At 50.7% G+C, this 20,672-nt stretch carries 20 protein-coding genes; 5 read left to right on the plus strand and 15 right to left on the minus strand.

All coding sequences use genetic code 11. The features are described from left to right. The 3 genes from J7L64_07845 to J7L64_07855 all read left to right on the plus strand — a co-directional run. On the plus strand, positions 1-314 hold a 314-nt coding region (locus J7L64_07845), incomplete at its 5' end, for a hypothetical protein (GenBank protein ID MCD6452254.1). Between the two features lie 9 nt (positions 315-323). Then, positions 324-3,326 (plus strand): PAS domain S-box protein, encoded by a 3,003-nt coding sequence (locus J7L64_07850; protein ID MCD6452255.1) that lies wholly within the window; start codon positions 324-326, stop codon positions 3,324-3,326. After that, complete coding sequence (locus J7L64_07855; GenBank protein MCD6452256.1) at positions 3,292-4,677, plus strand: sigma-54-dependent Fis family transcriptional regulator; 1,386 nt, start codon at positions 3,292-3,294, stop codon at positions 4,675-4,677. The genes J7L64_07850 and J7L64_07855 overlap by 35 nt, the downstream gene beginning before the upstream one ends. Before the next feature lie 8 nt (positions 4,678-4,685). On the opposite strand, the gene J7L64_07860 is transcribed toward J7L64_07855, so the two are convergent. Next, complete coding sequence (locus J7L64_07860; protein MCD6452257.1) at positions 4,686-5,438, minus strand: MBL fold metallo-hydrolase; 753 nt, start codon at positions 5,436-5,438, stop codon at positions 4,686-4,688. Between the two features lie 69 nt (positions 5,439-5,507). Between J7L64_07860 and ispH the strand changes: the two genes are divergently transcribed. Next, complete coding sequence (ispH, locus tag J7L64_07865; protein MCD6452258.1) at positions 5,508-7,259, plus strand: 4-hydroxy-3-methylbut-2-enyl diphosphate reductase; 1,752 nt, start codon at positions 5,508-5,510, stop codon at positions 7,257-7,259. On the opposite strand, the gene J7L64_07870 is transcribed toward ispH, so the two are convergent. After that, the gene (locus tag J7L64_07870) at positions 7,256-8,044 is read right to left on the minus strand and encodes a class I SAM-dependent methyltransferase (protein MCD6452259.1); all 789 of its coding nucleotides are present in this window, start codon (positions 8,042-8,044) and stop codon (positions 7,256-7,258) included. The two genes, ispH and J7L64_07870, sit on opposite strands and share 4 nt — an antisense overlap. Positions 8,045-8,151: 107 nt before the next feature. Between J7L64_07870 and queA the strand changes: the two genes are divergently transcribed. Next, entirely contained in the window at positions 8,152-9,183 is a 1,032-nt protein-coding gene (gene queA / locus J7L64_07875; protein ID MCD6452260.1) for a tRNA preQ1(34) S-adenosylmethionine ribosyltransferase-isomerase QueA, read from the plus strand. Positions 9,184-9,187: 4 nt separating this feature from the next. Here queA and J7L64_07880 read toward each other — a convergent pair whose 3' ends face one another. The 13 genes from J7L64_07880 to J7L64_07940 all read right to left on the minus strand — a co-directional run bounded on the left by J7L64_07880 (position 9,188) and on the right by J7L64_07940 (position 20,671). Next, on the minus strand, positions 9,188-9,607 hold the full coding sequence (locus J7L64_07880) for a hypothetical protein (GenBank protein MCD6452261.1): 420 nt from the start codon (positions 9,605-9,607) through the stop codon (positions 9,188-9,190). 72 nt (positions 9,608-9,679) lie between these two features. After that, positions 9,680-10,663, minus strand: a complete 984-nt coding sequence (locus tag J7L64_07885) for a TRAM domain-containing protein (protein MCD6452262.1) — start codon at positions 10,661-10,663, stop codon at positions 9,680-9,682. An 83-nt stretch (positions 10,664-10,746) separates the two neighbouring features. Then, positions 10,747-12,102, minus strand: coding sequence for a DNA repair protein RadA (gene radA, locus J7L64_07890; protein ID MCD6452263.1), 1,356 nt, complete (start codon positions 12,100-12,102; stop codon positions 10,747-10,749). Between the two features lie 8 nt (positions 12,103-12,110). Next, on the minus strand, positions 12,111-13,517 hold the full coding sequence (locus J7L64_07895; protein MCD6452264.1) for an MCE family protein: 1,407 nt from the start codon (positions 13,515-13,517) through the stop codon (positions 12,111-12,113). Between the two features lie 18 nt (positions 13,518-13,535). Further along, the gene (locus J7L64_07900) at positions 13,536-14,285 is read right to left on the minus strand and encodes an ABC transporter ATP-binding protein (GenBank protein MCD6452265.1); all 750 of its coding nucleotides are present in this window, start codon (positions 14,283-14,285) and stop codon (positions 13,536-13,538) included. A gap of 12 nt (positions 14,286-14,297) precedes the next feature. Then, positions 14,298-15,044 carry an ABC transporter permease gene (locus tag J7L64_07905; GenBank protein MCD6452266.1) on the minus strand — a complete coding sequence of 249 codons (747 nt, stop codon included), beginning with the start codon at positions 15,042-15,044 and terminating at the stop codon, positions 14,298-14,300. A gap of 6 nt (positions 15,045-15,050) precedes the next feature. Then, positions 15,051-16,391: a replicative DNA helicase gene (dnaB, locus tag J7L64_07910; protein MCD6452267.1), complete on the minus strand. Its 1,341-nt coding sequence runs from the start codon at positions 16,389-16,391 to the stop codon at positions 15,051-15,053. Positions 16,392-16,449: 58 nt separating this feature from the next. Then, positions 16,450-16,914: a 50S ribosomal protein L9 gene (gene rplI, locus J7L64_07915; GenBank protein ID MCD6452268.1), complete on the minus strand. Its 465-nt coding sequence runs from the start codon at positions 16,912-16,914 to the stop codon at positions 16,450-16,452. 45 nt (positions 16,915-16,959) lie between these two features. Further along, positions 16,960-17,220, minus strand: a complete 261-nt coding sequence (locus J7L64_07920) for a 30S ribosomal protein S18 (GenBank protein ID MCD6452269.1) — start codon at positions 17,218-17,220, stop codon at positions 16,960-16,962. After that, complete coding sequence (rpsF, locus tag J7L64_07925; GenBank protein ID MCD6452270.1) at positions 17,210-17,641, minus strand: 30S ribosomal protein S6; 432 nt, start codon at positions 17,639-17,641, stop codon at positions 17,210-17,212. Before rpsF ends, J7L64_07920 begins: the two co-directional genes overlap by 11 nt. Before the next feature lie 59 nt (positions 17,642-17,700). Beyond that, complete coding sequence (locus J7L64_07930; GenBank protein MCD6452271.1) at positions 17,701-19,395, minus strand: sodium/proton-translocating pyrophosphatase; 1,695 nt, start codon at positions 19,393-19,395, stop codon at positions 17,701-17,703. Further along, the gene (locus J7L64_07935) at positions 19,388-19,975 is read right to left on the minus strand and encodes an aminoacyl-tRNA hydrolase (GenBank protein MCD6452272.1); all 588 of its coding nucleotides are present in this window, start codon (positions 19,973-19,975) and stop codon (positions 19,388-19,390) included. The genes J7L64_07930 and J7L64_07935 overlap by 8 nt, the downstream gene beginning before the upstream one ends. A gap of 21 nt (positions 19,976-19,996) precedes the next feature. Next, positions 19,997-20,671 (minus strand): 50S ribosomal protein L25/general stress protein Ctc, encoded by a 675-nt coding sequence (locus J7L64_07940; protein ID MCD6452273.1) that lies wholly within the window; start codon positions 20,669-20,671, stop codon positions 19,997-19,999. Between the last annotated feature and the right edge of the window lies 1 nt (position 20,672).

Here is a 20,672-nt window from a genome sequence, read left to right on the forward strand (position 1 = left end):
TATCCTATCAGTTAGCCCATGATTTAGTGACCTCGTTCGAGGGGGTGATAAAGAAGACGGGGACGAGTTTTGAGGCGAAGTATTTGCTGAACCTGACCCCTCTCTTTCTTGATGAGGGGGGTGTGGAACTTCCCTCGAGGCTCGACTTGAAGCTGGTTCAGGATATTCCCCTGTCTGGGGAGGGGAGATGGCAGTTCTTCCTCGTGCTCAATAACCTGCTCAATAACCAAACCCCCTGCTTCTTCACCCTCGATAGGATCATCCCCTGGGGAAAACCGAGAAGAATAAAGGGTGGGTTTCAGTGGGTATTTTAGGTAGACAAGATGGGATCGAGTAAAGGGACAAGAAAAATAAGCTCCATCGGAATAAAGAGAGGAGGTATACTTTTCATTACCCTTCTTCTCTTTGTTTTAGGGATAGTGAGCATCTACAACCGAATGACCTACCGTGAACCGACCGATGGTGCTTCTTGGATATTTGGAGAAGAGACCACTCCCACCCTTGAAGTACACCAAGGAAGCCCTGCCTTCAAAGCTGGTCTCAGAACCGGGGACAAGCTCCTTGCGGTAAAGGGAACGATCAAAGAAAAAGGAGGAACAAAGAAAGAGGTTTTCTTCAGTTCCTCACTTCCCGATAGGATCAACTACACCTTCATTAAGGAAAGGGGAAAACCGGTGATACTCGCCGAAAAACTTCCCCGTCCCGAGGACGCGAGGAAGATACTCTTCCAATTCAAGCCCGGCGATAAGGTGGAATACACCGTTTTAAGGAAAGGAAGGCTGATTCGGGCGAAGCTCACCCTGGGGGGGATACCTCTTACCAACAATAACGCCTTCTTATATCTCTCATTCGTAGGGATATCGTTCTTCGTTGTTGGGATCTCTGTCTTCCTGAGGCGGGGACCAGCCGTTCCTGGGAGCTACCACTTCTTCCTCCTATCGCTCCTTTTCTTCATTCTGTTCACCTATTCACCGACCATCTATTCTGGATGGTTGGACAAAACGATCTATTGGCTGGATGAGAGCTCTCGGCTATTTCTGCCCCCTCTTCTCCTCCACTTCTTCCTCCTCTTTCCCCAGAAACGACTCCCTTCAGAAAGAAGGAGGAGGCTTCTTCCCTTGCTCTACGCCCCAGCAATCTCTCTCTTCTTGAGCCATCTCATCCTGATGAATTTCAATCGACTCTCTAAAGGTGAATTGGTCCGGCTCAATCGCCAAATGATGGTCCTCTCCCGAGTAGAGCTGGTTCATCTTGCTCTTTTCTTCGGACTTTCCATAATTGTCCTCCTTAAAACCTTCCGCATTGCCAAGGACTTCGTGGTGAAGAAACAGGCGAAGTGGATGCTCTCCGGCATCACCGTTGGGTTTACCCCCTTCATCCTCATCTATATTCCCTCCTTCCTCCTCAACCGAGCCAGTGAGCTTGTCACCTTCTTCTCCATTATTCCTCTGGCGATCATTCCTATCTCCTTTGCTTATGCTATCATCCGCTATCGGCTTATGGATATCGAGGTGCTCCTCAAGCGGGGGATGGTATTCGGCCTTGCCATCGGATCGGTGATGGGTCTTTATCTCCTTCTTATAAGCCTTTTCTCCCGCATATTCACTGGGGTGGAGCCGGAGATCCTCTCTCTCATTACCTTCCTTACCACCCTGTTGGTAGCTATCCTGTTCGCTCCACTGAAGAGGGGGATCGAGCACTATCTCGATCGGCTATGGTACCGGGAGAAGTACGATATCAGGGCTACCCTAAGGGAGTTCACCTACGAACTGAGCTCTGAGGTAGACCTTGAGAGACTGCTCTTCCGGCTAAAAAGCAGGATCGCTGGACTCCTCGAGGTATCGTCGGTGGCGATCTTCTTAAACGATGGGGAACGATTTTCTGAGGTTCATCCTGAGGGAAAACAGGAACCTATCGTTCTCAGCAAGGAGTTCTCCCATTATCTCTCCCGAACCCTCATCGGAAGAGATTACATCCTTTTCCCTGAGCTCTCGGACGACGCGAGGTATCTGGCTGATGAGAGGAAATTAGCGGAGGAGGAGCTCCTCTACCTCGTACCCCTGACCACCAAGGGAGAGCTAATAGGAATGATCGCTTTAGGAAGGAAGGAACGAAATGACCTCTTGAGTTCAGAAGACCTTCAGCTTCTTTCCCTTATAACTACGCCGGCAGCGATGGGCATAGAGAACGCCCTCCTCTATCAAAACTTAAGACAGAAGATAAAGGAACTTTCTCAACTCAAGGAGTACCATGAGAATATCGTGGAAAGCGTGAACGCTGGCGTTCTGGTCATCGACCCCGAAGGAGAGATAGTGAGTTGGAACCGGAAGCTGAGCGAGATATATGGGCTTAGCCGTAAGGAGGTAATGGGAAAGAAGATAACCGAGATATTCCCTAAGGAGTTCCTCTCTCAAATATCTGGTTTTCTCGGCAAGAACGGATGGCGCTCTCGAGAGATAACCAACCTCTATAAACTCCGCCTCCCTACCCCAAAGGGAGAGGAGCGAACGGTGAGTGTTTCGGTAGCGCCACTTCTGAGCAAGGAACGAGATATATACGGAAAAGTTTTGATCATTGACGATATCACTGAGAGAGTGACACTGGAAGAACAACTGGCTCAATCGGAAAGACTCGCCTCTCTCGGCTTCCTGGCAGCAAGCGTTGCCCATGAGGTCAACACCCCTCTCACCGGTATTGCCAGCTATACCCAGATGTTGCTCCGTAAACTCCCACCGGATGACCCCAACACCGAGCTACTAAAGAAGATGGAAAAACAGGCATTTCGCGCCTCACAGATAGTGAACAATCTCCTCAATTTCACTCGGAGGAAGGAGCCATCGTTCCGCCCCGTGGATGTAAACCGGGTAATAACCGATACCCTATCCCTGCTTGACCATCAATTAAGAAACGCGAACATAAAGCTAAAGTTGGCTCTCAAAGAGGACATCCCTCCAACCTATGGTGACGAGGGGAAACTGCAACAGCTTTTCTTAAACCTCCTAATAAATGCCAAGGAGGCAATGCCCCGGGGAGGAGAATTGGGGATAAGTACCAACAATGTCAACTCTTCGATCATAGTCAACATCAGAGACACTGGTATGGGGATACCTGAGGAGAACCTGAATCGGATATACAAACCCTTCTTCACTACCAAGGAGAAGAAGGGAACGGGGCTTGGGCTCACCGTTTGCTATGGCATTGTTCAGGAACATCTTGGTTCGATCTCAGTGAAAAGCGCGCCTGGAAAGGGAACCAACTTCAGTATAAAATTGCCGATTTACCGGAGGAGAAATGAACAGGAAGGAGAAAATATTAATCGTAGATGACGAGCCGGATATGCAGGAAGTATTGGAGACCCTCCTCAAGTCGGAGGGTTATTTAATAGACACCGCCTCCTCCGGCAAGGAGGCGCTTTCCAAGCTATCTGAGGAGATCTACGACCTGGTCATCCTGGATGTGATGATGCCGGAGATGGACGGGATCGAGACCCTAACCAAGATAAAAGAGGAGGACCCAGAACAGGTAGTAATAATGATCACCGCCTACGCCTCGGTAGAGAACGCCATCGCTGCGATGAGGAAGGGGGCGTTCGATTATATAACGAGGCCCTTCCGCAACGAGGAGATCATCCTCACGATAAAGCGGGCGCTCGAACAGAAGAGACTTACCGAGGAAAATCGTGCCCTCCGCCGACTGCTTCGAGAAAAATATAGCTTCCATAATATCATCGGTAAGAACAAAAAGATGCTCAAGGTATTTCGCCTAATCGAGCAGGCAGCGCCATCGAAAAGCACTATCCTCATCCAAGGAGAAAGCGGTACGGGAAAGGAGTTGGTCGCGGTTGCCATCCATCAGCTCAGCCCCCGGGCGAACAAGCGGTTTGTGGTGGTCAATTCGGGGAATGTTCCCCCAGACCTCCTCGAGAGCAACCTTTTTGGCCATGTTAAAGGAGCATTCACCGGCGCAGTAACCGCCAAGAAAGGACTGTTTGAGGTGGCTAATGGGGGAAGCATCTTCTTCGACGAGATAGGGACGATAAGCCTTGAGACACAGGCGAAATTACTCCGGGTGATCCAGGAGAAGGAGTTTATGCGTCTCGGCGGGGTGGAGACGATAAAGGTTGATGTCAGGATCATTGCTGCTACCAATGTGGACCTGAAGAAGGCAGTGGAAAAGGGCGAATTCAGAGAGGACCTCTACTACCGAATAAATGTTATCACCATAGAGCTACCTCCACTCAGGGAAAGGAAGGACGATATACCGCTTCTCGTGCGTCACTTCATCGATAAATACTCCAAGGAGAACAATAAAGAACCTTGCGAGATAACCGAGCGAGCGCTTGAATGCCTAATCAACTACAATTGGCCAGGGAATGTGCGGGAGTTGGAGAATGTAATCGAACGGGCGGTAGTGCTCAACACAAAGGAGAGAATAGATATCAACCTCCTTCCGCACTACATCGTACACCCCAAGATCGAGGTGCCCATCCCCATAGATATACCACCGGAAGGGATATCCTTCAGGGAGGTGGTGGACGAGTTCAAGAAGACCCTCATAGTGAAATCCCTCCAGATGGCGGGAGGGGTGCAGAAGAAAGCAGCCGATCTCCTAAAACTCAAGCCAACCACCCTGAGCGAGATGATAAAACGCTATGGGATAACGAACGAGGAAAGCTGAGATTATTATCAGAGGATAGGAACAACCATCCCATCTTCAGCCAATATCACCTCACGGGAGAATTCCCTCTTAACCTCTCTTAGAATGGGGGAGCGATCGACAACGGGATAAAAGTGGGTAAGAAGCAGTACCTTAGCAGAAGCCTCACGGGCTATTCTACCGGCAAGGGTTGGGGTTAGATGACCTGGTTCCTTCTTTCCTTCAGGGAAGGAGCATTCAAGGACAAGGAGATCGGCTTCTTTAGCTAAACTTACTATCTCCTCACAATAATCGGTATCCCCGGAGTAGACCAGGCTTTTTCCCCTTTTATCGGTAAACCGGTAGGCAAGGCTTGAATCGGAATGGAGAACCGGACTTATCTTAAGACTGAAGTTATCAAAGGAGAGCTCTCCCCGCTCTGCCTCGATCAGCCTAATACCTACCCCTTTGGGGACGATCAATTCCTTATATATCTCTCTCAGCCCCTGCCACAACTCGGGAAGCCCAGGAGGACCGATAACAGTAAGGGTAGGAATGGAGAAAACACCGGTCCTGAGAGCGAAGAGAAGGGGCACCAGGTCAGCGATGTGGTCGGGATGGAAATGAGAATAGATGAGAAACCGCAGGGAGGCAAGAGGAAGGCCGAGTCTCCCTAACATCCGGAGGCTTCCCGAGCCAGTGTCGATCAATATCAACTCCTCTTCCACTATCAGGGCAAGCCCGGGAGAGCCCCTTCTCGGAGAAGGAAGAGCACATCCGGAGCCAAGGATATAAAGCTTCATCTCAACCTCATTGACAACCCACCCAATTTCATATTATCATCCTTTCCAACTGAGGAAAAGGGGGAATCGATGGCAAAGTGGCGACTTATATTGGCAAAGAAGGGCGGCTTCTGTATGGGGGTGAAGCGAGCGGTGGATATCGTTCTCGCAGAGGCAGAGAGAGCAGATGGGGTAATCTATACCGATGGACCCCTCATCCACAATCCCCAGGCGGTAGAGGTACTCAAAGCAAAGAGGGTATATCCCCTCTCAGACCTTGCCCAGGCAAAGGGGAAAAGGGTGATCATTAGAACCCATGGCATCAGCCCAAGGAGAAGAAAGAAGCTGGAAGAGCTCGGGGCAAACATCTGCGACGCCACCTGCCCTCGCGTCTCTCGGATACATAAGATAATAAGGGAGCATGCCGAGAAGGGATGCACCGTAGTAATCATTGGGGATAAGGGACACCCCGAGGTAGCTGGGCTCCTCGGCTCTGCCAGAGGGAGGGGAGTAGTGGTGGAAGAGGAAGCCGATTTCGCCTCCCTTCCCAATAAGGGGGAAACGAAACTCTGTATCGTCGCCCAAAGTACCCAGAGTAGGGAACGCTTCCACCACTTGGTTAAAAAAATAAAGGAGCGGTATCCAGACGCCGAGATATTCGACACCCTCTGCAACTCCACTGCCGAGAGACAGGAAGAGGTCCGTAAAATTGCGGGTGAGGCTGATGTGGTAATTGTGGTTGGGGGGAGGAACTCCGCTAATACCAAACGACTGTTCGAGATAGTAAAGGAGGAAGGAAAGCCCGCTTACCTCGTGGAGACGGAAGAGGAGATAACTGAGGCTATGGTTACTCCTTTTTCCGCGATAGGTATTGCTGCTGGAGCCTCTACCCCCAAATGGATGATCGAACGGGTGGTGAACCGAGTGCGGGAGATAAAGCTGAGGCAACTTTCTCCTCTCCTTGCTGCCTTTCTCTTCTTCCTTCGCTTCCTCACCAAGGGGAACCTTTACACCGCCATCGGAGTCTTCTTCCTCACCTATGGAAGCGCCCGCCTCTTAGGGATCGAACCATCATTCACCTCTACAGCTATCGCTTCCCTCTACATTCTCTCGATCCATCTTCTCAACTACTATACCGATCCTGAGGGGTTAAGGCTTCTGGGACAGATATCGGAGGCGAGCTATTACATCCGTTATCGCACCCCCCTCCTTGCCACCGCCCTCATCTCCGCCTTATCCTCGCTTGTCCTCGCCCTTACCAAGGGGGGGCTCACCTTCCTTCTCCTTCTTGCTGCCATCTTCCTTGGCATCCTTTACGGAATAAGAATCCTCCCCCCTTCGATAAGCCGTATCCTCAAATTTGGAAGGTTGAAGGACATCCCTACCTCTAAGGATATCTTCGCCTCCCTTGGTTGGGGAACGGTGGTGGTCCTCCTTCCAGTGATCGGAAGTAGGAATAAACTCTTCTCGCCCGCCCTTTTGTTCACCTTCCTCTATGTGGCGCTCCTTGCCGCCATTCGTTCCATTATGTTTGACATAAAAAACATCCGGGCGGACAGGATCACTGGAAGGGAAACCATACCCTCCACCATCGGGGAGAAGAAGACCAAATCGCTGCTTATCTTCCTGCTCCTACTCGCCAGCTTGGACCTTCTCCTCTACTTTGCCCTCTTTGGAAATTTCCTCGCTCTCGTTCTTCTAATCCCGTTAGGATATGCCTCCCTTTACCTATTCCTCCATCAGAGAGGGCTCCTCCGACGGGATATAGTCTTCTCCCTGGTAGTTGATGGTAAGTTCTACCTGGTGGGGATACTTGCCTATCTACTGGGCGGGGGAAGCTAAAGCTTCTTCCGTAAGGTGAGGATCATCCGCCAGGAATCCTCCGAGTTGTCCAGAGGCTGCTCTTCTCGAAAGGCACCGTTTGCCGCCACCAGCTCGAAGGATCCCTCGAATTCGAGGAAAAGGTTAAACTCCTGAAACAGAATCACCCTCACCTCTTGCTCCTCCTCGAATACCTTCTTCACCTCTCCTTCAGTAACCTCAAACCTAACCTTGTTCCGCCTTATCTGAGTAATGGGATCGGTTGCCTCCGGCTGATAATCAAAGGAGCACTCCACCGTAATATCCCCTCGCGATTCCATCCATTCCTGGGCAACCGAGGCGGAGAGATCGGAGAAATCTCGAGGATGATGAAGTTCAATGAGATAGATGCCCCCAGGAGAAAGAGCCTCAGCAACCCTTCTAAGATGGGCAACGATGTCATCGTTATCGGTGAGATAGTTGAAGGTGGTAAGCATATTTATCGCCATCCCATAGCTTCCTCGAGGGGTGAAGTTCCGCATATCATCTACCCAGAGGAGGGGAGAAAGACCTATCTCTTTGCATTTCTTGGTGCTGAAGTCGATCATCTCTGGAGAGAGATCGAACCCGTGCATCGTATATCCCCTTCGTCCAAGCTCCACAATATGCATCCCCGAGCCACAAGCTATATCGAGGATGAGGCGATTCTCGGTCTTCGCCTGCTTTTCCAACATCAACTCGATGAAATCACATTCAAGAGGTATATCCCGATATTGGAAGGCAATATCATAATAGAGAGGAAAATGGTATATATTTAGGAACTTCATTTTCTTTTAGCAGCGAACTCCATTTTATAATGAGGAAGAAGTCACTGTCAACCACTCGTTGACAAAAAAGACCGGCTATGTTAGGCTTCCCTTTCAAGGAAAGAACTATGAGGATCGAGGAGTTCGACTACCACCTCCCCCGGGAATTGATCGCCCAATTCCCCCTTGCGGAGCGGGATCGCTCCCGGATGCTCGTCCTCTCCCGGGAAAAGGGGGAAATAATCCACTCTTACTTTTACCATCTCCCTTCATTCCTTCGTGCCGGGGATCTCACCGTAGTCAATGACACTCGGGTCATCCCAGCACGGCTCATTGGAAGGAGGCGGAAAACAGGAAGCAAGGTGGAACTCCTTCTTTTGAGGGAAAAAGAGAGAAACCAGTGGATAGTCTTGGGGAAACCGGGCAAGAGGCTTAAACCGGGGGACGAAATTGTCTTCGGTGAGGGGGAGTTGATCGCCAAGGTGGTAGCCTCAGGGGAAAGGGGAGAGCGGGAGGTGATCTTCTCCTATTCCGGCGATCTCTACTCAATAATAGAGAAAATAGGACACACCCCACTTCCCCCTTATATCAAACGGGACGATCTCCCCGAGGATAGGGAACGGTACCAAACATTGTTCGCCTCCTCTCCCGGAGCGGTAGCTGCTCCTACCGCCGGTCTTCACTTCACAAAAGGAGTGGTGAATAAACTGATTGAAATGGGGGTGGAACTCGCCTCCATAACCCTCCATATCGGTCCCGGTACCTTCCGCCCCCTCACCGAGGAGGAGACGAAAAAGGGAGAACTCCCTCCTGAGTATTACCGAATATCACCTGAGACGGCAGAGAAGGTGAAGCGAGCACTTTCTCAAGGACGGAGGGTAATCGCTGTCGGCACCTCCACCGTGCGCACCCTGGAAGGGGTATTCAAAGAAAGAGGAGAAATTGTTCCTTCTTCAGGATGGTGTTCCCTCTTTATCCGCCCCGGGTTCCGCTTTGAAGTGATCTCGGGACTCCTCACCAACTTCCATATGCCGAGGTCGAGTCTCTTACTCCTTGTCGCTGCCTTTGCTGGAGGCGAACTGACGAAAAAAGCATATGAGGAAGCGGTAGCCAACAAATACCGCTTCCTCAGCTATGGCGATTGTATGCTAATCCTTTAAAACCCTACTCGAGCCAGATCAGCACCCGGTCCTTCCCATCCATTACCTTTATCAGGAGACAAGGAGGAAGATCCTCGAGTTCGTTGAGATCTATCTGGGAAAGCTGAGAGCGTACCTCAGGACCAAGATCGCCAAACTCCTCCCCCAAATCGAGCCCCTGCTCAGAAAGGCTCTTGAGAAGGGCAAGAGGGAGGGAAAACTGAACCAACTCTTCAGAGCTACCGTCATAGACGATCATCCTCATTACACTCGCCCTGCTCTCCGGGGTGATCTCCTTAACCAGCGAGGCGGTCCTCTGCTCTGCTCGGCTAAAGTATTTCTCCGCTTCTGCCGGGGAAACCTTGGTAACGAAACAACCGGGAAGGAAAAGTAATGTAATTACAATGAACGAAGATACGAGGGAAAAACCTAAGCCTTTCCTCATCTTATTCTCCTCCAATCGTTTTCATAAATATAAACGATGAGGAAGGAGGAAAGGTTTATCGCAGGTTATTGGCTATTGGCTATCGCATCTGCCAAAGATCATCTTCCCTGCAGGCGTCTGAATCACGCTGGTCACCACTATATCCACCGTCTTACCGATGTGTTTCTTCCCGTTATCCACCACTACCATAGTCCCATCATCGAGGTAAGCCACCCCCTGATTCGGTTCTTTACCTTCCTTCAGGATAAAGACCCGCATCGCCTCGCCAGGAAGAACCACCGGTTTCAAGGCGTTTGCCAATTCGTTTATATTGAGGACCTTCACCCCGCGGAGTTGAGCGATTTTGTTCAGGTTGAAATCATTGGTGATGATCTTCGCTCTCAGCTGGTGGCTCAATTCGATGAGCTTCTGATCAACCTCCCTGATATCGGGGAAATCCATCTCATAGAACTGAAGGCTCACCCCGGACATCTTCTTCAATCTCTGAAGGACATCAAGTCCCCTTCTTCCCCGGTTCCGTTTCAGGGTGTCCGAGGAATCCGCTATCTGCTGGAGCTCGCGAAGGACAAATTGGGGTACGACCAAAATTCCCTCAATAAAACCGGTCTGGCAGACATCGGCAATACGCCCATCGATGATAACGCTGGTATCCAATATCTTGAACCGGCGTTCATGATCTCTGCTCTTCCATATCGCCTTGATATCATCTATATTGAACCACTCCCCTTTCTTAGCCCCCACCATCAGCCCCACATAGCCCAATATGATGAGGAGGAAGATATGGAGGACAGAACGGGTCAAGTCGGAAAAGGGAACCCGATCCACCAAAACACCAAGGAAATAAGCGAGAGAAAGACCGATGACCAGACCGATAAGGGAAAAGGCGATCACCTTGAACGGGGTACGACGGATCTTAACATCGAGGGCAACCGCCCCACCTCCCATCGCTATCCCAATTAAAACCCCTATCTTCTCATTGAGCCCAAAGGGGGCGAAAAAATATCCCACCGCCCCACAGAGGAGAATAAAAACAACCCTGAATATGATGCCACCCATCTTCTTATCCTCAAGAAATTACCTCTCCAAAAAAAGCTTAACTTTGTAATCATATATTAATCTTTCAAAATTTACAAGCCAAATTAAAAGAGAAGCGAAATAGCTTGTGAAAGGGTGGAAACCCCGGTTAATTCTAAATCGAGCTTGGACAATCCCTCCTTAGCAGAGGGAAGGTTAACCTGGGGGAGGACCACCCGGGAGAAACCAAGGGAGGCTATCTCCTTCAACCGGCGCGATGCCTGAGCTACCCCTCTTACCTCGCCGGTCAACCCCACCTCACCAAAACAGACGAGATCAGGAGGAAGAGGTTTATTCTTCACACTCGAGGAAAGGGCTAAGGCGACGGCGAGGTCGGCTGCCGGTTCTGTCACCATCACCCCGCCTACCACATTTATGTAGATGTCGTTTGCCAATATCCGAAAGCCCATCCTCTTCTCGAGGACAGCGAGAATGAGGAAAACCCTACTGGGATCAAGTCCGACAACCATCCTCCTCGGGTTGGTGAAGACTGCCGCTGAAACAAGTGCCTGAACCTCGACCAGAAGGGGACGTGAGCCCTCTATTGAGCAAAGAATAGTGGAACCAGAGACATCGGGTTTCCGTCCAGAAAGGAAGAACTCCGAAGGCTTGGGGACAGGGATAAGCCCCCGTTCCCCCATCTCGAAGATACCAAGCTCGTTGGTGGGTCCAAACCTGTTCTTCACCGCCCGGAGGAGGCGGTGGGCATAGTATCTCTCCCCTTCAAAGTAAAGGACCGTATCCACAATGTGTTCCAGTGCCTTCGGTCCCGCTATCGTCCCTTCCTTGGTTATATGACCAATAAGAAAGATGGAAATGCCCCGCTCCTTACTCAGGAGGAGAAACCTATTCGCCGCCTCACGGATCTGGCTCACCGTGCCCGGCGGTGAATCGAAGCGAAGGGAGAATATCGTCTGGATGGAATCGATAACAACCATCCTCGGAGATAGCCGTTCTATCTCCTCCAATATCCGCTCCAAACAGGTCTCGGCAAAAAAATATAAATCACCGGGAGAGAGGGAGAGCCTTTCCCCTCTAAGCTTCACCTGCTTCTCCGATTCTTCACCCGAAACATAAAGGACTGGCGGAGAGATCCGGGACATCCTTTCCGCCACTTCAAGCATCAGGGTGGATTTCCCAATCCCGGGCTCTCCACCAATGAGGATCAAAGAACCAGGAACCAGCCCCCCACCAAGGACCCGATCGAACTCGCTTATCTCGGTTTTTATCCACTGCTCCCTCTCATCCACTATCTCCGAATACCGTTTTGGCTCACCCCCTTTAACCAAGGGAATAGGCTCTCTCCGCTCCTCAGCCACCTCTTCGAGGAAGCTATTCCACTCCCCGCATTCAGGGCATCTCCCAAGCCACTTTGGGGAGCGGTAGCCACAGCCCTGACAGATGAAGACCGTTTTTGCCAATCTTCCCCTCAGAACTTCACCCCAGCACCGAAGAAGAACTGACGGTAATCCTTGACCCAGAAATCGTCATACCCGCCGGCTAAGAAGAAGCGACGGGTAGGGAAAAACCTGGTGGTGAACCTCAGATGTGGTCCCTCATTCCTTAAGAGATCAAAGCTATCGAAGCTGAGAAGAACCCTCCCCCCAAGGGAGAGGTCGGTTCCCACTCCTATCTCCGACTCGATCAGCCCACCGCGGAGGGAAAAGGGACCAAACCTCCTACCAGCTAAAACGGAAAAGGAGAAACCTCGCTCCCTCTTTGTCCGCTCGATGGTGGTGGTAGTACTACCATCACCGCTTACGGTGTTCACCCATTCGGTGGAATGGTATCTCTTTCCTATCTCGTCATCGACCAACTCCAGCCGGACAAAGCCCTTAGCCGAACCCAACTCCAAGGTGAAGTAGTTCCTTAAACCATCATCATTGGCGAAATATAGACTACTCACTCCAAAGGAAAGGTTCACCTTTTCCATCCCGGCAAGGGTGCCCCTCACCCTCCTTATCACCTCATGGGTATCGGAGATAGTATCCTTCACCTTCTGTTTGGTATCCTCTCCCATCAAAAGCTCTCCTACAGTTCCCTCACCTTGGTTTATCTTCTTAAGAAGTTCATCCAAGGTGGCAATAAGGGAATCGAGCCGGGCGGAGAGCTTCTTCATATTCTCCACACTCTCTTGAATCTCGCTTCGGTTTTCCTCAACCGCATTCTTGAGCTCAAAGGTGAACTCCCGGAGATTAACCACTATCTCCGGTATCTGCTCCCTGAGATCGGAAGATATCATCTGGGCGTTATCAAACATCTGATCCACCTTGGGCTTATTGGTGGTGGAGAGCTCCCTTGCCAGTCTATTCAGATGATCGAAGGTCTCGAGGAAACTCTGCCACTTCTTCTTACTTTCCTCAGAGGCGATCAACCCCCTAATATGCCCCACCGTTTCCCCTACATCAGCAGCTATCGAATTGAGCACCGATACGATCTGATCCATCGAGGTTGGAGGCTCACCATAGATCATATCCCCATCGTTGAGATAGGGAGCATTTATGGGACCAGAGGTAATCTCTACATACTTCTCGCCGAGAAGCCCTATGGTACCCACCGCCGCTCTTGCCCCCCGGTGGATCTTCACATTCTGCTTGACGAACAGGGTCACCTCTACCCCTCGATCCGTGAGGTTCATCTTCTCCACCTCACCTATCCGATACCCAGCCAACCTCACCTCAGCACCTTCTATTAAACCGGCAACCATAGGGAACACCGTTCGCAGATGATAGCCCTTCTTCCTCATCCAGGGTAATTCCCCCGAGCGGACGAGAAGGTAAGCCAAGATAACCAAAGCCAATACTACAAAGACCCCTACTTTTAATTCTCTCTTCATCCTTCTCTCCCTAAATAATTACTCCAAGGTGGGGATTGGTCCCTCTGCTCGCCCATTAATGAACTGTTGAACCACCGGATTAGCTGAATTCCTTATCTCCTCGGGAGTCCCCTCCTCTATTATCCTACCACCGTAGAGCATCGCTATCCTATCCGCTATTTTATAGGCGCTTACCATATCGTGGGTGATAGCTACAGAGGTGACTTTAAGCTTGTTCTTAAGATCAACAATCAAGTTGTTAATCACATCCGCCATTATGGGATCAAGCCCGGTGGTCGGCTCATCGTAGAGGATTATCTTCGGTTTCATCGCGATCGCCCGGGCGAGCCCCACCCTTTTCTTCATACCTCCGGAAAGCTCCAAGGGGTAAAGTTCCTCCACATTGGACAAACCCACCATCTTCAAGCATTCCCCAACTCTATCCTTTATCTCTTCCTCGGTCATATTGGTGTGATGGCGTAAACCAAAGGCAACATTCTCGAAAACATTGAGGGAATCAAAGAGCGCTGCCCCCTGAAAGAGCATCCCGAACTTCTTCCGCACCTCGTTCAACTCCTTCTCTTTCATATTATCTATCCTCACCCCGTCTACATAGACCTCCCCTCGGTCGGGCTTCAATAACCCAATGATGTGCTTGATCAAAACCGTTTTCCCGGAACCACTTCTACCGATTACCACCACCGACTCCCCTTCAGCTACCTCAAGATTCACCCCACAAAGGACACAATTACCCCCAAAGGACTTATGGATATCAACGAGCTTTATCACTTCCTCACCCCGCTAAAATAGTATCTTCCCTAAGAAGAAGTCCAAAATGAGGATGGATAGGGAGGCGAAAACGACCGAGCGATTAGTAGCCCTCCCTACCCCTTCAGCGCCACCCTCGGAATAAAACCCACAGTAACAGGCGATGATAGTGAGCGACATCCCGAAGACACCCGCTTTGATCAATCCATTGGTGATATCGGAGATGTGGAGCATAGTAAAGGTATTTTGAATATAGACGGTAGGGTTCGTCCCGAAAAGATACACGCTAACTAAGTAACCGCCCAATATCCCCAAAGCATCGGTGTAGATGGTGAGTATAGGAAGCATAACGAGACCAGCAAGAAACCGGGGCACGATAAGGTATTTAACCGGATTGGTCGCCATAGTGGTTAGAGCGTCTATCTGCTCAGTAACCCGCATCGTCCCTATCTCAGCTGCCATCGCCGAACCCGCCCGTCCCGCCACCATCAGGGCGGTAAGCACCGGTCCCAACTCCCTGGTAACCGAGAGAGCAACCACTCCCCCAAGGATACTCTCCGCCCCGAACCGCTGAAAACTGGTGTAGGTCTGAAGAGCAAGGATCATTCCGGTAAAGGTCCCCGTGATGCTCACCACCATCATCGAATTTATACCTACCTCCTCCATTTGGGCGAATATAAGCCGTCCATAAAGGGGGGGGCGGAATATCCAGCCAATGGTATCAATGAGGAGAAGGAACAACCTCCCCATCTCCTCAAAGAAGTTGGTGATCCCTTTCATCAGACTTTACTCTTCTGTCCTCAATTCAAGGTTGTCAAACCGGGTATACTTCTCCTGAAAAGCCAACTTGAAGCTGTCGGTAGGACCGTTCCTCTGCTTGGCGATGATTATCTCCGCTATCCCCTGGTTCTCCGGGGTAGGATGATACTTCTCCTCCCGGTGGATCAGGAGGACGAGATCGGCATCTTGCTCTATCGCTCCTGACTCCCTTAGATCGGAGAGCTGTGGCCTTCTCCCTCTCTTTTCCGGATCCCGACTTAGCTGGGATACCGCAATTACCGGGATAGAAAGCTCCTTGGCAAGCCCCTTAAGCGCCCGGGAGATGGCAGATATCTCCTGATTTTTGTTCTCAAACCTGCCCGGCATTCGGAGAAGCTGGAGATAGTCGATGATGAGCAGATCCACCCCCCGTTCATGCATCAACTTCCTCGCTCTCGCTCTTAGCTCAACCATTGAGAGCCCAGCGCTGTCATCGATGAAGATATCGCACTCAGCCAGCCGACCTAAAGCGAGGGAGAGCTTATTCCATTCCTTGGCTGAGATGTAGCCGGTGCGAAGTCGGTGAGAATCCACCCGGGCGAGGGAACAAAGCATCCTGGTCACTAACTGCTCCTTGGACATCTCGAGACTGAAAATAGCTACCTTATGACCACCAGAGAGCGCCAGATGCTGAGCGATATTGAGGCAGAAGCTGGTCTTCCCCACCGAGGGTCGGGAAGCGATGATGACCAGTTCTCCGCGTTGAAACCCCGAAGTAAGCTCATTGAGCCGGAGAAAGGGAGTAGGAAGACCAGTTATCAGCTCCTTCTTTTCGTATAGCTTCTCGAGATGTCTAAAGGTCTCCTTCACCACCTCCTTGATACCCACAAAGCCACCCCCCATCTTCCCCTCGGCGATCCTGAAGATGGCTTGCTCTGCCTCGCTTATGATCTGATCCAGCTCCTCCTCTTGAGCATAACACTTCTCCACCGTTTGGAAAGAGGAGGAGATAAGCTCCCTTAGAAGGGCTTTTTCCTTTACTATGCGGGCGTAGTGGCTGATGTTGCTGGAACGGGGAACTCCGTCAACCAGGGAGGCAAGATAGGCAGGACCGCCTATCCGATCCAACTCTCCTGCATCCTTCAGCTCTTCGGTGAGGGTAACGAGATCAATGGCTCGTTTCTTCTCCCAAAGCTCCGCCATTTTGGCGAAGATCCGACGATGTGCTTCTCGATAGAAATCATCAACGCGCAATACCTCCGCCGCTTCATTGAACAGGGTTTCATCAATCAGGATCGCCCCCAACACCGAACGCTCCGCCTCTATACTATGGGGTAGGACCCTGTTCAAATGAAGCTCAGGGTTCATCTCCCTCTCCTTGGTAGGATAGCGTTTTTATAAACCAGATATAAACTTTGAGAAAACCTTAACCCTCCTTCTCCTCTACCCCTTGAGGAACTACCTCGATCTCGATCTTCTCCTCTACCTCGGTATGAAGCTTTACCCGCACCTGGTAGGTACCAACCTTCTTTATCGGTTCGTCAATCACGATCTTCCGTCGATCAAGCTCGATCCCCTTCTCCTTCAGAGCCTCCGCTATCTCCATCGAGGTAATGGAACCAAATAGGGTTCCTTCTTCACCAGCTTTTTTAACCAAGCTGAGCTTCATTCCGGAGAGCTTTTTCGCCAGCTCCTCTGCCTTGCCCTTCTCTCTACCTGCCTTACGCTCCACTCGCTTCCGCTCCTCCTCTATCTTCCTCAGGTTCGCCTCGGTGGCGGGTATCGCTAATCCCTTCGGGATAAGGTAATTTCGGGCGTATCCATCGGCTACCTCAATAGTCTCCCATCTCTCCCCAAGGGAGGAAACCCTACTCAACAGTATCACCTTCATCTTACTTCCCTCATTAGGTTATCTCCACTCCCTTACTTTAAAGGATCAATCGGCAACATAGGGGAGAAGGGCAAGCTGTCTTGCCCTTTTTATCGCCTTCGACAACTGCCTCTGATGCTTGGCACAAACTCCGGATATCCTCCGGGGAAGAATCTTTGCCCGTTCCGGAATGTAGGGGAGCAATGCCTTTACATCCTTATAATCGATATAATCTACCCCTTCTATACAAAAACGACATACCTTTCTTCTACGGAAGAGATACCTTCTTATAAATCTCTCCTTTTTCTTCTTCTCCTTAAGAGACATCTTTCTCCTCCTTTTCCTTCTCCGTCTCCGCCTTCTCTAATTCAGCAGGAGAAGCGGGGATTTCCTCCTTCTCCTCTACCCCCTTCTCCCCAGCAAGGAGTTTCGCTAACAGTTTTTTCTTCTTTATCCGCACCGTGAGATAACGGAGGACCTCCTCCTTCAGCTTGAGCTGCCTCTCTACCTTTCGGTCCACTCCGGGATCAGCCTGATAGAGGATGTAGACATAATATCCCTTCTCAAACTTCTTTATCGGATAAGCGAGGTCTCGCTCACCCCACTTTTCAACCTTCATTATCTCCCCATCCTCCCGCTCGATCAACAGGAGGATCTCCTCTATGAGGCCCTTCCTCTCCTCGTCGGAAAGGGTGGGAGCAATAATAAAGGTCGTTTCATAAACAGCCTTTTTCAACTCTTCCATCATTACCTCCTTTCGGCTTAAATAGCCCCTTCCTCATCGGGGAGGGGCAAGGAGTTTCTTATTTAAAAGAAAGAACCATACCTCGCAACGAGCATCACAACAAACAAAGTAAAAAGAGCGGTAAGCTTCATCAAATTAAGCACCGCCGGCGCTGCCACCCGAGCAAGGGGAGAACCAACGATGGCTCCGTCCGTCGCCCCCTTGAGAGAAAACTCATCCTTCTTTTCCCCTTCAGCTACCGCCTTAGCCGCCTGCTCCCAGGCTCCTCCTGAAGCGAACATCATCAGGGCGATGAGAATACCAGAAGCAAAGAGGCCAAAAAGCATCCCCCCAAGCGCACCCCTACCGAGAAGAAACCCGACCAAGGGTGGAAAGATAAGGGCGAAAACAACGGGAATAAGCGCCCTTCTTCCGGCATAGGAGGCAAGGGAAGAAACCTTAAGGGCTTTTCCCGCCTCATCACGGCGGGCAAGTCTGCTCACCCCGGAAAGGACCGAGGAGACAAAGAAAAAGCTTAAGGCACCACCAGCAAATAGCCCCACCACCACCTTGGCGCTTATCACGCTTACCGCCACCATCTGGGCGATCACCGGGTAGGCGAAAATGAGGGAGAGAACAGCTAATGAAGAGGAAAGGAAAAACCACCCCCAGCTGCCTCTGCCTCGAGGCAGACTATCCTCCACCGCCTCGACAAGCGAGATGAAAGAGAGCGAAGGGGCAAGCAGGGAAAGGGAAAGAGCGGAAAGAGCGATCCCGAAAGAGCCAGCAAGGCGATAGGAGAGATAGCCGAGAAGAGAAAGGAGCAAGATGGGATAGAAGGTGCTTCCTAAGCCCAAGGCGAACCCAGTTATGATATTGGTGGCGGAGCCGGTCCTGCTTGACTCAACAAGCTTACCAACGCTCCTTCCTCCAGTGTAGTAACGAGCAATAAAGAAGGAAATCACTCCAAAAAGAATAGCAACGAGGAGCACCAGAAAATAACTCCGGGAAAGGGAGAGATAACGACAGAGGAAGAAACCGCCGATGAGGAAGAGAAGGGGGGAGACCAAAATGTTCACTAACACCTTTCTTCGGGAGATATAGGAAAGGATAAACCCCACCACTCCGCTTCCTACCCCAAGGAGAACAAGTGAGAGGAGAAACGGAAGGAGAGAGCCTCTCGCCGGCTCTGCCAGAAGAAGAAGATAGGAAGCGGCAAAGGAAGCAAACAAGGCTTCAAACGGTTCCACCACCGTAGAGAAAGCCGATCCCCTTCGGGAAATAGAGGGGGAAAAGCCCCCGGCAAGCCTCGCCCCTTCGCTAAGAATGCCCTTTCCTATCCGGAAAAAGGAGAAAAGGAGCACCAGAGAAAGAGCCAAGACAAAAAGGAGTACCCCCTTCCCCCCAGAAAATAAGCGGAAGGTGAGAAATAGGAAAAGGAGGGAGAGGAATCCACCAACCAAAGCCAAGAAATACCCCTCCTCCACCTTATAGAGGATCCCTCTTTCCCCTATAAACAAGAAAAGTACTGCCAAAAGAACGCCTAAAAGGAAACCGAAAATCGGGGTAGCCCCTTTAGCTAAGAAGATGACGAAAGCCACTACCAGAGCAACGGGGATAGAGATGAAAAACGCCCACTTCCCCCCATTTAGAGAAGCATCAATGAAATAAGCCTCCTCCTTGATCCTCTCTCTATCCCTCAATCTAAAATAGAGGATGATCGAGGATATGAAACCCACGATACCCGATATGAGACCGATAAGGATTAAGTTAGGCATCTCTTCCTCCTTTATCTCTGCGATTGAAGATACTCATCGCTTTTGCCACCCCACAGGAGATAATGAGCTCCACTGCCTCCTTCACTTTGGGCAAAGCCTGCTCCACCAGCGACAGCTCCTCTGGGGCGAAAGGTGATAAGACGAAGGAAGAAAGGTCCTCCCCCTTTATCCTCCTTCCCCTAAGACCGAGACGAATCCGGGTGAAATCCTCTGTTCCTATCTCCTCAATAACCGAGAGAACTCCCTTATGCCCTCCTGCACCACCATTTACCTTAATCCTTACCCTACCGAGCTCTATATCGACATCATCGTGGAGGACAATAAGATCTTCCGTGGAAATCGGGTAGTCAGCAAGGACATCCGCCACCGCCCGACCACTCAGGTTCATAAAGGTAACCGGCTTAACCAACACTACCTCCTCCCCTTCCATTCTCGTCTCAGCAGCTAAATAAAAACCCCTATCTTCAGCAATCCTCACCCCGAGGATATCTGCCAGATAATCAAGAGCGATAAAACCAAAATTATGCCTTGTCCCCTGGTAAAAAACCCCAGGGTTGCCTAATCCCACTACCGCCTTCAACCTCTCTTTCCTTAGCCAAGATCATTCCTTCTCCCCCTCTTCTTCTTTCTCCTCTACCTTCTCCTCTACTTCCTTCTTCTCCTCTTCCACCGCCTCCTCAGCCTCCTCGGTCACCTCAACGGCTTCCGCTGCCACCTTAGCCGGAGCTCCAATGTGAACTACAGTGAGGGTTGGATCGCTTACTATCTCCACCTTCTCTGGAGGAGTTATATCAGAGATGTGGAGCGAGTCTCCCGTCCTCAGCTCGGTAATATCGAGCTCTATATGGTCAGGTATATCCCCAGGAAGGCATTCTATTTCCACCTCGCGGAGCAAGAACTCAACGATTCCGCCTTCTTCTTTTACCCCTTTTGCCTCGCCGGTAAGGACAATGGGAATATGGACCCGGATCCTCTTCGTCATTGAGATGCGGAGGAAATCAACATGAGCCAAGGTATCCCTTATGGGATCGACCTGATAGTCCTTTATGATTACCTTCTCCTCCTTTTTCTTTCCGATCTTCAACCGAAGAATGGTAGACTCCCCCTTTCCCGATCTTATGAGCGGAAGCACCGGCTTGGGATCGATGGCGATCGGTATGGGTTTTTTATTCTCACCATAGATGATTGCTGGTATCCGCCCGTTCCTTCTCAATCTCCGGGCAACATTCTTTCCCAGCTCTTTTCTCTCCTCAGCGGTAATCAATTTCTCTTCCATC

The sequence above is a fragment of the Acidobacteriota bacterium genome (genome assembly GCA_021161905.1).
Classification (GTDB): domain Bacteria; phylum Acidobacteriota; class B3-B38; order Guanabaribacteriales; family JAGGZT01; genus JAGGZT01.

Excerpts from the sequence above, each read along its gene's own strand:
- J7L64_07880 (MCD6452261.1), bottom strand. The coding sequence starts at position 9,607 with ATGAGGAAAGGCTTAGGTTTTTCCCTCGTATCTTCGTTCATTGTAATT.
- J7L64_07885 (MCD6452262.1), bottom strand. The coding sequence starts at position 10,663 with ATGGGTGGCATCATATTCAGGGTTGTTTTTATTCTCCTCTGTGGGGCG.
- J7L64_07870 (MCD6452259.1), bottom strand. The coding sequence starts at position 8,044 with ATGAAGTTCCTAAATATATACCATTTTCCTCTCTATTATGATATTGCC.
- J7L64_07860 (MCD6452257.1), bottom strand. The coding sequence starts at position 5,438 with ATGAAGCTTTATATCCTTGGCTCCGGATGTGCTCTTCCTTCTCCGAGA.
- dnaB (MCD6452267.1), bottom strand. The coding sequence starts at position 16,391 with ATGAACCCTGAGCTTCATTTGAACAGGGTCCTACCCCATAGTATAGAG.
- J7L64_07920 (MCD6452269.1), bottom strand. The coding sequence starts at position 17,220 with ATGTCTCTTAAGGAGAAGAAGAAAAAGGAGAGATTTATAAGAAGGTAT.
- queA (MCD6452260.1), top strand. The coding sequence starts at position 8,152 with ATGAGGATCGAGGAGTTCGACTACCACCTCCCCCGGGAATTGATCGCC.
- J7L64_07850 (MCD6452255.1), top strand. The coding sequence starts at position 324 with ATGGGATCGAGTAAAGGGACAAGAAAAATAAGCTCCATCGGAATAAAG.
- rplI (MCD6452268.1), bottom strand. The coding sequence starts at position 16,914 with ATGAAGGTGATACTGTTGAGTAGGGTTTCCTCCCTTGGGGAGAGATGG.
- J7L64_07940 (MCD6452273.1), bottom strand. The coding sequence starts at position 20,671 with ATGGAAGAGAAATTGATTACCGCTGAGGAGAGAAAAGAGCTGGGAAAG.
- J7L64_07855 (MCD6452256.1), top strand. The coding sequence starts at position 3,292 with ATGAACAGGAAGGAGAAAATATTAATCGTAGATGACGAGCCGGATATG.
- rpsF (MCD6452270.1), bottom strand. The coding sequence starts at position 17,641 with ATGATGGAAGAGTTGAAAAAGGCTGTTTATGAAACGACCTTTATTATT.
- ispH (MCD6452258.1), top strand. The coding sequence starts at position 5,508 with ATGGCAAAGTGGCGACTTATATTGGCAAAGAAGGGCGGCTTCTGTATG.
- J7L64_07905 (MCD6452266.1), bottom strand. The coding sequence starts at position 15,044 with ATGAAAGGGATCACCAACTTCTTTGAGGAGATGGGGAGGTTGTTCCTT.
- J7L64_07930 (MCD6452271.1), bottom strand. The coding sequence starts at position 19,395 with ATGCCTAACTTAATCCTTATCGGTCTCATATCGGGTATCGTGGGTTTC.
- J7L64_07895 (MCD6452264.1), bottom strand. The coding sequence starts at position 13,517 with ATGAAGAGAGAATTAAAAGTAGGGGTCTTTGTAGTATTGGCTTTGGTT.